This window comes from Salinibacillus aidingensis (assembly GCF_055393355.1).
Genome location: NZ_AP043759.1, coordinates 2,809,390 through 2,822,031, shown reverse-complemented (window position 1 = coordinate 2,822,031; position 12,642 = coordinate 2,809,390). Strand labels below are relative to the sequence as shown.

Genomic DNA, 12,642 nt, shown 5'->3' with positions numbered 1-12,642 from the left:
AACCATTTATCCATACATAAGGAGGCCAATATCTATGGAAAAAGGCAATTTTATTTTGAACTTATATCCATCAACAAAGTTTATGCTGCCTTTGTTTGTCACGATTTCGATTTTTTTCGTACCAGGGTACCTGTATGCCTACCTAATGCTGCCGTTGTGTATCCTGATTGCCTTTTTTGCAGGCAAGGCGAAGGAGCTGGTGAATTTAGTTGTGAAGGGCTTGCTCGTTTTGGTCTTATTTATTTTTATCATCCAGTCGGTGATTGCACCTGGTGAAGAAATTTTCTGGAGCTGGGGAATCATCTCCATTAAGCAGGAAGGGGTGATGCGGAGTTTATCCTTAACCTCTAAAATCATCGCCATCGCATCGGCGTTTTTATTATTTTTTCGAATTACACCGGTCAAAGATATCAGTCAGGCACTGGAGAGGATCGGCATGTCCCCGAAGTTTTCATACGCCATTATTGCGACGTTTCAATTTATTCCTGAAATTAGTAACCGTTCAAAAGTGATCATGGAGGCGCAAAAGTCCAGAGGGGTGGAAACAGAAGGCAACCTCCTGACGAGGGCAAAGGCTTTCATCCCTGTTTTGGGTCCGCTTGTCTTAAGCTCCATTACAAGCACGGAAGAAAGGGCTATTGCTTTAGAAACCCGCGCATTCTCAGCGATAGGAAAGAAAACAAGTCTGAATGAGCTGACCAAAAGAAGAATCGATTACATCATTCAGGTGGCAATGGTGATTCTGCTCACGATTTTACTCATAGGGAGGATTTGGCTATGGAATTAATTCGGGTCAACAATTTGGATTACATGTATCCGATTAACGATGGGGAAAAGGCACTGAAAAACGTCAGCCTTTCTATTAGAGAGGGAAAGCTTTATGCCGTAATTGGAAAAAATGGTACCGGAAAAACCACTTTATGCAATGTCCTGCGCGGCTTTATTCCTCATTTTCATAAAGGGAGTTTAGAGGGGGAAGTCGTTGTAGAAGGAAAAGATATTCGTCATTGGACCATGAGTGAATTGGCAAAAAACATTGGCTTTATCTTCCAGAATCCTTTTACTCAAATTAGCGGCGTAAAGGATACCGTGTTTGGTGAAATTGCCTATGGACTCGAAAATCTTGGCGTTGAGGTTCCGGAAATCAAGAAGCGTGTTAAGCAGGTAATCCAATTACTGAACATTGAGGAATTAGCGGATAAAAACCCGTATGAATTATCAGGTGGACAAAAACAGCGTGTCGCTTTTGCAGCTGTCATTGTGATGGATCCGGATATTCTGGTGATTGATGAGCCGACATCCCAGCTTGACCCAAAAGGGACCAGGGACATTTTCGACATGATTAAATGGATGAAGGAACAGGGGAAAACGATTATCCTTGTGGAGCACAAGCTTGAACTCATTGCCGAGCATGCCGATTATCTTTTTGTTATGAATGACGGCCGGATCATAACGGAGGGAAACGTTGAGGATGTTCTGTCCAATCCTGCTCTAATCGATTATGAGGCGGGCCTGCCCCAATATGCACGACTGGGAATCGAGCTGAATAAAAGGAGCTCAGATTTTGGCCAAATCCCGATTCATCGATCACAGGCAGAAGCAGAAATCAAAAAATGGCTGGGGATCCACGTCAACCAGGGAGGTTCAGGGTCATGAGCTTTATTGAAATTCAGGATGTGAGCTTTACCTATCCGAATGGCTTTGTCGCCGTTAAAAATATTTCGGCGAGTATTGAAAAAGGGGAAAAGCTGGCGATTATTGGTCAGAATGGAGCGGGCAAAACCACGACAGTGAAGATGTTAAATGGTCTTCTAAAGCCTACCTATGGAACGATTACCATTGATGGTCAAAATATGAAAGGTTATACAACCGCTCAAATTGCAAAACGGTTAGGTTATGTGTTTCAAAATCCGGATGATCAGATTTTTCAAAGTGATGTCTTTAGTGAGATTGCTTACGGACTAAAAAAACAGGGGATGACCGATGATGACATTGCTGAACGGGTAAGGCGTGCGGCACAGCAGGCAGGCATCGAAGGCTATCTTGATGAAAATCCATACAACCTGCCCTATTCGACTCGAAAATTTGTCACGATTGCCTGTGTGCTGGCTATGGAGGTTGAAGTCGTCATTTTAGATGAACCAACAGCCGGCCAGGATTATGTCGGCATGCAGCAAATTGCGAAAATCATCAACCATTTGCAGGAAAAGAACATTACTGTGATTACAATTACCCACGATATGGAGTTCGTGGTAAAAAATTTTGATCGTGTCATCGTTATGACCAATAAACGGATTGCTGCTGATAAGGATAAGAGAGAGATTTTCTGGGACTTTGATGTCATAGAAGAAGCCAATATCAAACAGCCTTATATTAGTGAATTAGCCCATCTTTTAAGGGTTGAAGAGCGGATTCTGTCTATTGATGAATTTGTGGATTCACTATTGGAGATGAAAGCGAAAGAAAGGGTAACTTCCTGATACAGTTTCGTTGGTTTCAAGCTGTAAATCAGCTGAAATATAAATCTACCTAAAAACATGAGGGGGAATTGCAATGAAAAAAGAAAAAGGTCTACTGCATGATTTTACACTTTTAGCCATTTTATTAATTCCAGTAGGTATAGCCTTGAATTTTGTAACGAGTCAGATTGTCCAGCTATTACGATTACCTCTCCACTTTGATGTGATTGGAACCGTTGTTGTATCTATGATCGCAGGACCCTGGGTGGGGGCGGTAACAGGGGTAGCCACGAATGTCGTTACATCCCTGACGAATCCAACAAGTCTATTTTTTGCTCCTGTATCAATCGCTATTGGTCTATTAATCGGATATATGTCCAGAGCTGGTATGTTTAAGAAGTTGTGGACAACGATTGTATCAGGGGTTGTGATAACGTTAATAACGGTAGTTGTGTCAGCACCTATCTCCGTCCTGGTTTTTGGAGGGGCAACAGGAAAATCTGTTGACACTGTTACGGGAGTCTTTCTGGCCTCCACTCAGGATATCTGGACTTCCGTTTTCTCAAGCTCGATTTTAGTGAACAGTGTGGACAAAATTTTATCTGTACTCATTGCCTATATAATCGTTAAGAAAATGTCCTCACGCTATCTGGCGAAGATGAATTATGGTGATCCTTTTATCACGCATTAACTGGCTGTATACCCCCACTTCAAGTCCTGAGGGTACTCCAGCAAGATTAAGTGGGGAAAAACGGACAGTAAATTCCTGATAGGTTCAACTAATCATCATTGGGGGATGGAGAAAACCCTTACTATGGGAGTTTCACTTTATATCTGGATGATTGTGATTTCACCGGTACCGTAGAGGGTTGTTGTTCTTTAGGGGTGCCGGGTATGATTGATGAACCATTATCTTTTAAGGATACCTGATAAAGGATATCTGATATCAGTAAATGGGCATTTGTCTTTTCAATAAATCCTGTGGAGGTGTTTGCTTTGAAGAAAGTTATTTTGGATATGGATACGGGCATTGATGATGCATTAGCTATAGCCTATGCTGTGGCCAAGCCTGAACTTGAAATACTGGGGATTACGACGGTTTATGGGACCGCACCCGTAGAATATACCTATCGAAACACCGTTAAAGTTCTCGAATCAGTTGGAGAACCATTGCCAGTCCGGAAAGGTTCCGACAAGCCGAGAGAACGAATTCGGGAGTATAATGGAAAAATTCATGGGATGGATGGGCTTGGTGAAACACTGGGTGAACTGAAGGAAGACGGTTTGGTTCCATCCCAGCATGCGGTCGATTTTATCATTGAAGAAACGGATAGATGTGGTGAAGACTTAACCATTGTGACAACAGGTCCATTGACGAACCTGGCGGCGGCCATAGAAAAAAGTCCTGCCATTATGAAAAAGGTAGGCAAAATTGTGACGATGGGCGGAGCGGTTGCAACCCCTGGGAATGTGAGCAAATTTGCCGAGGCAAACATTGCCGTAGACCCTGAAGCGGCCGACATTGTATTTAAATCAAAGCTCCCTGTCACACTCGTTGGACTCGATGTAACGCGAAAAACATTATTAACAGATAAAGACGTAGAAAAATGGAGACAGCTGGGTACACCCACTGCAGAACTCTTTGCTTCCTTTACGCAGTTTTATTTACACGAATATAAAAAACTGCATCCATATTTAGAAGGCTGTGCGCTGCATGATCCATTAGCGGTAGGCGTAGCACTATACCCGGACCTGGTGAATACTGTCCCTATGCATATCGAAGTTGATAAGACAGATGAGGCACTGGGGAGAACCGTTGAAAATTTACACGTAAATGAGGACGAAACACCAAATACACAGGTTTGTTTCCAGGTAGATGCCCAAGCCTTTATGGATGATTTTTTTGGTACCTGTCACCACCCGAATTTTGTCGATTAATCTTGGTGAAATGCTGCTGCGGTATTTGGTATCAGCCGTGAACCATTGTCCGAAAAGTACCCGGCACAATTTCTGCAGAGAGGGTGTAAGTGTTGCAAATTGATCTGTTAATTAAAAATACAAGTCTATTGAATCCGGCATTGGAGGTTGCAGAGAACCAGGCGATCGCCATACATAACTCGGAGATATTAGAGATAGGAAACTCAGATGATGTAAAGAAAAAGTATCAGCCGGAAAGTACGTTAGATGGCCAGGGGAAGCTCACCATGCCAGGGCTGGTGGATGCCCATACCCACACGTGTCAGCAGTTGTTAAAAGGACGTACGATGGATGAATACCCAATGATCTGGTCTCGTATTCTAGTACCCTTTGAAGGAAATCTGGATGAAGATGATGTCCGTGTGAGTGCCCAAATGAGCTGTCTGGAAATGATTAAGTCCGGCACGACGGCATTTGCTGAGGCTGGAGGTGTTCATACTCACAAAGTGGCTGAAGCAGCCATTGAATCAGGCATGCGGGCAGCTATTACCAGATCCACGATTGACATGGGCGACTTTTTACCGAAAACGATGAAGCACCCAACAAATGAAATTCTAAGTGATATTGAAGATCTGTATAAGGAGTATCATGGAGCAGGTCATGACCGCATTCACATTTGGTTTGGGATGCGACAGGTCATGTCCTGTTCACCGGAATTAATTGAACGTGGAGCAGAATTGGCCGGGAAATATCAAACCGGTTTACACGCACATCTGGCCGAACACCGTGATGAGGTTCGCTATTGTCTGGAAAAATATCAACTGAGACCAGTAGAGTACCTCAATTCTTTAGGAGCTCTCGGACCCAATTTGTTAACGGCTCATAATGTTGCCTATTCTGAAAAGGAATTGGAAATTTTAAAAGAGCGTGGTGTAAAAATAGTTCATTGCCCACGTGTGAACTTTGGATCCCACGGTATTCCAAAGACTCCGCGCATGGTAGAAATGGATATGCCTATCGGGATAGGAAGTGACGGTGCCTCCTCATCAAACTTAAGTCTATTTGATGAAATTCGTGTCTTTCGATCAGGAATTCATGCCTACTGGGGACTCCCTGTATTTGATCCTGTAGTGTTGGCAGCAAAAGAACTCGTGAAAATGATAACAGCCGGCAGTGCAGCAGCTCTTCAGTTTGAAAAGGTTAAGGGTGAAGTCGCTACAGGGAACAAAGCCGATTTAACACTAGTAGACATCAATCAGCCCCATATCACGCCGACCAACAATATGGTCAATACAATAGTAGAATCTGTAACGAGCCGGGACGTGGAGGATGTCGTCATCGATGGAAAAGTTGTAATGAAAAACCGAGAAGTCCTAACCCTGGATGAGGAACGGATCATGTTTGAAAGCAGAAGACATATGAAGAAAACCGTTGTTTGAGGTGCCTGTCACCACCCGAATTTTGTCGAATAATCTTAGCGAAGAGCTCCAAATTTAAAAGAGAGTTCTGGTAAAATGGTATAATCATCGGAAAGGAAATCTTCTATATTTAGAACGCAAAGAGGCAATAAGGACAGTAGTCTGTATTTGACCGACACTTTTAAACAAACGTTTGATTGAATCTAGAGTTCAGATGATATCAGGCATTTTCGGGGAGTGGAACATGTGAACAAACCTATTATCTTCATCATTACGAAAGAGATTGATTTATACCATACATTCAGGGATAAGATCCACGAAATTTTTGGTGGTGAGGTTCAGCTGCGCAGCAATCATTTTCCGCCGGTAGACTTGGAAGAGGTGGATTTGATTCTGTCATCAGGGGCGGAGGAGATTTACAGAGATATTGTAGATACTTCGAAAGTGAAGGCTCCTCTGGTGGTGGCCAATCGTTCTATTGACTTTAATAAGCTTGAAATTCTTTTTGAGTTGCCAGTTGGGACAAAGTGTCTTTTGGTAAGTAATACGAAGGAAGTAGTCTATGAATCCATGTCCATGCTGGAGCGGCTGGGCTTTGATTATTTAGATTTTACACCTTATTCTCCAGACATGGATGTCATTCCGGATGTGTGCCAAATCGATGTAGCTGTCACGCATGGGCTTAAGGACCTGGTACATGAGGGAGTTCAGCGGGTCATTGACCTTGAAAATCGGAGTCTGGATTTAAGTACTTTATTCGAAATTGCAAAAATTCTTAAACAGCCATTTGATCAGTCGAGACATATGACCATGGATTACGTAAAAAACTTTGTGCGGATTGGTCGGGAATTAGCCCAGTCGGTCCAAAACGAGCTTGAGATGAATTCTTACCTGGAGTCGGTTCTGGATGCAGCCCAGGAAGGGATTATTTTTATTAATGCTGATGGGAAGATTACCGTATTTAACGAAGAAGCAAGCAGTATCTTAGGGCTAGATGGACAAGCTTCACTTGGGAAAAACTATACGGAAGTGCTGCGGGATTTCCCCATTGAACAAGTCATGGCCAAAAAAGAACCCTTCCCTCGACAAATGATTCGGTTTCAGGGCTTAAATATTTTAACGACGATGAAACCTTTACTGCAGGATGGAACCTTTACGGGTGCAGTCCTTACATTTCAGGATGTGACCTATGTTCAGCGAATGGAGCAGGAGATACGGAAGAAAAAGTTGGATACGGGTATGACGACTAAATATACGTTTGATGATATTATCGGGCACAGCGATTTAATGAGGGAGACACGGAATTTGGCAAAAAAGCTGGCCCGCAATGATTATACAGTCCTGATTATGGGGGAGAGCGGAACGGGAAAAGAAATATTTGCCCAAGCCATTCATGAACATTCTTCACGGAGAAGTGGTCCGTTTGTGGCGGTCAATTTTGCAGGGATAACACAATCGTTGGCTGAAAGTGAACTATTTGGGTATGAGGAAGGAGCTTTCACAGGTGCATCCAGGGGTGGCAAGGCAGGATTATTTGAATTAGCTCAAAATGGTACGATTTTTTTAGATGAAATCGGCGATGCTCCTCTGAAAATTCAGGCGGCCATCCTGAGAGTTTTACAGGAAAAACAAGTCATGCGTGTGGGTGGTAACAAAATGATTCCTGTGAATGTGAGGGTCATAGCAGCGACAAATAAACCCCTCTATGACATCATCAAAGAAGGAACGTTTAGAGAAGACCTGTATTATCGACTTAATCAGTTACCCTTGGAGATACCTCCTTTGCGAAATCGGAAAGAGGATATACAGGATTTGGCAGAGTGCTTTTTGCAGAAAAACCAAATTCATATGCGGTTTACCCCGGAGGTTTTCGACAGGCTTTCTGTCTACCACTGGCCCGGAAATGTCAGGGAATTAGAAGGACTCCTCACTTATCTTTCCGTGACTGTAGATGGTGTGGAGCCTTCTGTTCAGAATCTTCCCCGTCATTTGACGATAAAAAATGAAAATACGAGTGATGTAAATAAAGTGATGAAATTGCTTGAACAGGCCGGGGACAAAAGGATTTTTAAGGAAATTCTTCAATGTCTGTCTCTATACCAGGGTGGAAAATCCGGTATTGGCCGTGTAAGGTTAAAAGCGATGATGGATCAGCCGATTACGGAAGGACAGTTACGTACGAAGCTGGAAATTTTGAAAAAGTGTGAGTGTGTACTTACAGGTGCGAAAAAGCAGGGGACAAGCATTACTGAGTTTGGAAAGCAGGTGCTTACCCAACTTTAGGGATATAGGTTGTCTTATAGGATTTATACATACCCATAAGATAACCTATATTTTGTGTTTTTGATAAAAAATGTCGAAATGGCGGTGCGTAAAATTTGGCACGATTTTTGCATTAGAAATGGTGAGAGGATTTTATACAAAAAGTGAGGAGAGATATTATTTCGTATAGCTTCAGATGCTGAAAGGGCTTGGCCGCAAGGGTATTTATTTTAATAGTAATTTTTTGAAAATAATCAATGTTCATTAAATGGAGGCAGCAACATGATTACATTAATTAAAAATGGAGAAGTTTACACGCCGGATTGTATCGGAAAACAGTCCATCTTAATTCTGAATGGGAAGATCGCTATGATTGGACATGTCGACCAGGAAGCGGTTGAAAAGATGGGAGTGGATACCGAAGTCATTGATGCTGAGGGATCCATTGTGGTCCCGGGGTTTATTGATCCTCATGTTCATTTGATTGGCGGGGGAGGAGAAGGTGGTTTTGCGACAAGGACGCCTGAGATTCAGTTGAGTGATATGATTCAGTCCGGAATTACCACAGTTGTTGGATTGCTTGGAACGGATGGTACGACCCGACATATGACGTCGTTGCTTGCGAAGGCGCGTGGGCTGGAAGAAGAAGGGATATCCACTTACATTTATACGGGTAATTATGATGTGCCCACGCCAACCATTACATCAAGTGTTAAGGACGATGTGATTTTGATTGATAAAGTGATTGGCACTGGAGAAATTGCTATTTCAGATTCACGATCTGGTCAGCCTTCTTTACATGAATTGGCGAAGCTTGCCGGGGAGTCACGGGTAGGCGGCTTGCTGAGCGGAAAAGCAGGTGTCACTCATTTTCATACGGGGCCTGGGAAAGAGTACCTTTCTTTATTACACGAACTTCTTGAAAAGTATGAGATTCCTCCGTCCCATCTCTATGCAACCCATGTGACAAGGAGTCAGGAGCTGCTTGATGATGCCATAGCACTGGCTGGAAAAGGGGCCTACGTGGATATGACAGCTGATGTAAAGACAGGGGAATGGATTACGTATTACAAGGAAAACCGCGGAGATATGTCGCGCCTCACCTTATCATCGGATGGGAATGGCAGTCTTCCAAAGTTTGATGAGGGGGGAAACCTGATTGGCTTTGGTGTAGCGAGTACGAAAACACTGTATGAGCAGGTGGTTGCGGCTGTTAAGGAACAAGGATTGCCGTTAGAAGAGGTGCTGTCTTTAGTGACAAGAAATACTGCTAAGGTGCTGAGGCTGAGGGATAAAGGCAGGATTGAGGGAAAAGCAGATGCGGATGTATTAGTGCTCAACAAAGAAACCCTGGAAATCGAGCACGTACTGGCAAAAGGCCAAAACATGCTAAAGGATCAGGAGATTGCTGTGAAGGGGACGTTTGAATAGTGGGGGTGCCTGTCACAACCCGAATTTTGTCGAAAAATATTTAAAGAGGAGGATTTTGTATGAAACGAGAGCCGAATATATTTGAGGCTTTTTCACCGATTGTTGTCATGCTGATTTTGCTTGCTGTTGGTTATGGTGTATACGGTTTTAACCCTGAACCGCTTTTAATCTTATCATCTGTTTATGCAGGAATGATTGCCCTTCGTCTCGGTTTAAGCTGGGATGAAATGATGGAAGGGATACAGGAGAAGATTAAACAGGCCATGCCGGCGATTTTAATTCTTATTTCAATTGGAATTTTAATTGGTACATGGATGATTTCAGGTACGATTCCAATGATGATTTATTATGGTCTGCAGGTCATTGATCCTACGTTTATTGTCTTAATTGCATTTGTGGTTTCAGCCATTATATCCATTGTAACCGGTACCTCATGGGGATCTGCTGGTACTGTCGGGGTTGCGTTAATGGGCATTGCGACAGGTCTTGGGGCTAACCTGCCTGCAACAGCAGGTGCCATTGTGGCAGGTGCTTATTTTGGAGACAAACTTTCACCACTATCTGATACAACAAACCTTGCTCCAATTGCGGCAGGCAGTGAGTTGTATGAACATATTCGTCATATGTTATGGACGACGGTTCCTGCAGCGATTATCAGTCTATTAGTTTATCTATTTGTTGGCTTTAATCTATCTTCAGGTAATGTAGAAACACCGGAGACTATGAATAAGATGCTGCGGACATTGGCAGAAATGTTTGAGTGGAATCTCTTATTGTTACTTCCGCCTATTATTATTTTGTATGGTTCCATTCGAAAAAAACCAACTCTTCCAACGATTATCCTTTCATCTTTTATTGCCGCGATTCTAGGGAAATGGCTGCAGGGATTTTCAGCTACCGATATTTTTTGCTTCTTCGGTTTCAGGATTTCATGTATCCATGGTTAACCAGTCTGGTTTTGATCCGGAAAGTGTGATTTTTGAAGTAACGAGACTTGTGAACCAGGGTGGCATGCAGTCCATGACTGGCGTGGTTTTAATCGCATTTAGCGCCTTTATCTTTGCGGGTATTATGACCAAGTCCGGTTCACTGGAAGTTATTATCAAAGCGCTTATGAAAATTGTCAAGCGTACGGGTGACCTGGTTCTGACAACGGTTCTCTCCTGTATTACGATGGCATTAGTCACAGGGAACTCTTACCTATCTATCATCGTACCTGGCGAAATTTACAAAGATACTTACCGTAAACAGAAACTGCTGGCGAAAAATTTATCCAGAACATTGGAAGATTCCGGTACTGTGGTAGTCCCTCTGATTCCATGGTCTTCAGCAGGTGTGTTTATGGCTGGGACCTTGGGTGTTCCGACGCTCAGCTATGCACCGTGGGCGATTTTATGTTACGTAGGTTTTATTTTTGCGATCATCCTTGGTTATACAGGTATTGGGATTGCAAAGAGTGTAAATGTGAATGAAATAGATAAGGATGAGGATGAAGTAAGTGTAAATTAAAGAATATCCAAATGGTGACAGGAACGGTCTCCAACGACTATAATGAATGTAACGATACCATTGGAGGAATCGCAATGACACATTCAATCCTGGACCAGATACAACTGAAATATCAGACACTGAGCAGGACGGAGAAAAAAATAGCCGATTATGTGATCGAGCATAATAAGGATTTGTTAAACATCCATATTCAGGAGCTGGCGGATAGAATTGATGTGTCAGTTGCGGCCATTACACGATTTTGTAAAAAGATTGATGCAACCAGTTTTGTGGAGTTTAAAATTTTATTGCGTGATGCGGTTGAAGAGACCCATGAAGCGGATGATGCGATAACGGCCGTCAATCAAATTTATGAATCCATCATCAAATCAACGAACTCTCTTACGAACATTGATGCCTACAAACAAGCTTGCGAATGGATTCTACAGGCGAACCGGATTCATATATTTGGTATCGGCAGCTCCGGTCTGTCAGCAGAGGAATTAAAGGCCCGACTCTCGAGAATGGGGATTGCCGTTGATACACATACGGATTCACATGCGATGATTATTTCGTCATCGATTTTGGATACAGATGATTTGGTGATTGCCATTTCCAGTTCGGGGCAGACAAAGGAGATTATCGATGGGATAAACGTGGCCAAGCGTAAAGGTGCGAAGGTTATTTCCATCACCAGTTATTCGGAGACTCCTCTGGCAGAAAAGTCTGATCTCATGTTATATACATCCAACATTATGCCTCACCTGGTAAAGGGATTCCTGAATAGTCAACTATCGATTCTATATTCCATTGATGTGTTGAGCATGCTGCTGCTAAGTAATCAGGAAAAAATGCACATCCACGAAAAAACGCTGCATGCACTAAATGAATATAAAAAAATTTAGGACTGGCACTTGGCCAGTCCTGTTTTCATTGTCTAAACGGGCGTTTCCGCCTTTGTTTTTTCTTACGGTCGTTTACTTGCCTTATTTACTTCTGCTGCAAATGACTTGGTAATCAGCTGCGGACGAGTGATGGCACTGCCTACCACTGCAAAATGCGCACCAAGTTCGATGGCTCTCGCTGTTTTTGCCGGGGTATCGATTTTTCCTTCCGCGACAACAGGAATGGAGACGTGCTCCACGAACTGACGAAGAAGTGAGAAATCATCATCAGCCAGACTCATACCCTCAGTATATGGGGTATAGCCAATTAACGTTGTTGATACGCAGTCAAATCCGAGCTGTTCCGCGCTTTTAGCCTCTTCTAATGTTGACACATCGGCCATGAGCAAAACATCAGGGGCATTTTCCCGTACATAACGGACAATATCCGTCAGTTTCTCATTCCCGGGACGTTGACGATTGGTCGCATCAATCGCAATCATATCCGTATCTGCTTCAAGTAATGCCTTTACTTCTTTAAGTGTGGGCGTGATATAAATCTCACTGTCTGAATAATCCTGCTTAATGATTCCAATCACGGGCAAATTGACCTGCTGTTTGATTTCCGAAATGTCGGATGGTGAGTTGGCCCGGATACCGGCTGCTCCACCTTCGTAAGCGGCCAGCGCCATTCTTCCCATGATAAAAGAGGAATGTAAGGGTTCATTATCCAATGCCTGACACGATACAATTAGTTGGTTTTCCAGTTTGTCCAGTATACTC

Annotated in this window: 12 protein-coding genes; 11 read left to right on the top strand and 1 reads right to left on the bottom strand. The window is 43.1% G+C overall.

Going from position 1 to position 12,642, the window contains the following annotated elements:
- Positions 1-34: 34 nt before the first annotated feature.
- The 11 genes from ACZ5OK_RS14785 (at position 35) to ACZ5OK_RS14735 (ending at position 11,880) form a co-directional block, all read left to right on the top strand.
- Positions 35-787, top strand: a complete 753-nt coding sequence (locus tag ACZ5OK_RS14785; protein ID WP_343838069.1) for an energy-coupling factor transporter transmembrane component T — start codon at positions 35-37, stop codon at positions 785-787.
- Positions 778-1,656: an energy-coupling factor ABC transporter ATP-binding protein gene (locus ACZ5OK_RS14780; RefSeq protein WP_343838067.1), complete on the top strand. Its 879-nt coding sequence runs from the start codon at positions 778-780 to the stop codon at positions 1,654-1,656. The genes ACZ5OK_RS14785 and ACZ5OK_RS14780 overlap by 10 nt, the downstream gene beginning before the upstream one ends.
- Entirely contained in the window at positions 1,653-2,480 is an 828-nt protein-coding gene (locus tag ACZ5OK_RS14775) for an energy-coupling factor ABC transporter ATP-binding protein (RefSeq protein WP_343838065.1), read from the top strand. Before ACZ5OK_RS14780 ends, ACZ5OK_RS14775 begins: the two co-directional genes overlap by 4 nt.
- A 73-nt stretch (positions 2,481-2,553) precedes the next feature.
- Positions 2,554-3,150, top strand: a complete 597-nt coding sequence (locus ACZ5OK_RS14770; protein WP_343838062.1) for an ECF transporter S component — start codon at positions 2,554-2,556, stop codon at positions 3,148-3,150.
- Between the two features lie 305 nt (positions 3,151-3,455).
- A complete protein-coding gene (locus ACZ5OK_RS14765) occupies positions 3,456-4,397 on the top strand; it encodes a nucleoside hydrolase (RefSeq protein ID WP_343838060.1) in 942 nt (313 codons plus the stop codon).
- An 89-nt stretch (positions 4,398-4,486) separates the two neighbouring features.
- Positions 4,487-5,815: an amidohydrolase family protein gene (locus ACZ5OK_RS14760; protein ID WP_343838058.1), complete on the top strand. Its 1,329-nt coding sequence runs from the start codon at positions 4,487-4,489 to the stop codon at positions 5,813-5,815.
- A gap of 225 nt (positions 5,816-6,040) precedes the next feature.
- Positions 6,041-8,077 carry a sigma 54-interacting transcriptional regulator gene (locus ACZ5OK_RS14755; RefSeq protein WP_343838055.1) on the top strand — a complete coding sequence of 679 codons (2,037 nt, stop codon included), beginning with the start codon at positions 6,041-6,043 and terminating at the stop codon, positions 8,075-8,077.
- A 261-nt stretch (positions 8,078-8,338) separates the two neighbouring features.
- The gene (iadA, locus tag ACZ5OK_RS14750) at positions 8,339-9,487 is read left to right on the top strand and encodes a beta-aspartyl-peptidase (RefSeq protein WP_343838053.1); all 1,149 of its coding nucleotides are present in this window, start codon (positions 8,339-8,341) and stop codon (positions 9,485-9,487) included.
- Positions 9,488-9,546: 59 nt separating this feature from the next.
- The gene (locus ACZ5OK_RS14745) at positions 9,547-10,434 is read left to right on the top strand and encodes a Na+/H+ antiporter NhaC family protein (RefSeq protein ID WP_343838051.1); all 888 of its coding nucleotides are present in this window, start codon (positions 9,547-9,549) and stop codon (positions 10,432-10,434) included.
- Positions 10,427-10,996 carry a Na+/H+ antiporter NhaC family protein gene (locus ACZ5OK_RS14740; protein WP_343838049.1) on the top strand — a complete coding sequence of 190 codons (570 nt, stop codon included), beginning with the start codon at positions 10,427-10,429 and terminating at the stop codon, positions 10,994-10,996. The genes ACZ5OK_RS14745 and ACZ5OK_RS14740 overlap by 8 nt, the downstream gene beginning before the upstream one ends.
- A 74-nt stretch (positions 10,997-11,070) precedes the next feature.
- A complete protein-coding gene (locus ACZ5OK_RS14735) occupies positions 11,071-11,880 on the top strand; it encodes a MurR/RpiR family transcriptional regulator (RefSeq protein ID WP_343838047.1) in 810 nt (269 codons plus the stop codon).
- 62 nt (positions 11,881-11,942) lie between these two features.
- Here the strand turns inward: ACZ5OK_RS14735 and ACZ5OK_RS14730 are convergent, their stop codons facing one another.
- Positions 11,943-12,638 (bottom strand): N-acetylmannosamine-6-phosphate 2-epimerase, encoded by a 696-nt coding sequence (locus ACZ5OK_RS14730; RefSeq protein WP_343839005.1) that lies wholly within the window; start codon positions 12,636-12,638, stop codon positions 11,943-11,945.
- Positions 12,639-12,642: the final 4 nt, after the last annotated feature.

Excerpts from the sequence above, each read along its gene's own strand:
- ACZ5OK_RS14775 (WP_343838065.1), top strand. The coding sequence starts at position 1,653 with ATGAGCTTTATTGAAATTCAGGATGTGAGCTTTACCTATCCGAATGGC.
- iadA (WP_343838053.1), top strand. The coding sequence starts at position 8,339 with ATGATTACATTAATTAAAAATGGAGAAGTTTACACGCCGGATTGTATC.
- ACZ5OK_RS14785 (WP_343838069.1), top strand. The coding sequence starts at position 35 with ATGGAAAAAGGCAATTTTATTTTGAACTTATATCCATCAACAAAGTTT.
- ACZ5OK_RS14770 (WP_343838062.1), top strand. The coding sequence starts at position 2,554 with ATGAAAAAAGAAAAAGGTCTACTGCATGATTTTACACTTTTAGCCATT.
- ACZ5OK_RS14745 (WP_343838051.1), top strand. The coding sequence starts at position 9,547 with ATGAAACGAGAGCCGAATATATTTGAGGCTTTTTCACCGATTGTTGTC.
- ACZ5OK_RS14735 (WP_343838047.1), top strand. The coding sequence starts at position 11,071 with ATGACACATTCAATCCTGGACCAGATACAACTGAAATATCAGACACTG.
- ACZ5OK_RS14780 (WP_343838067.1), top strand. The coding sequence starts at position 778 with ATGGAATTAATTCGGGTCAACAATTTGGATTACATGTATCCGATTAAC.
- ACZ5OK_RS14740 (WP_343838049.1), top strand. The coding sequence starts at position 10,427 with ATGGTTAACCAGTCTGGTTTTGATCCGGAAAGTGTGATTTTTGAAGTA.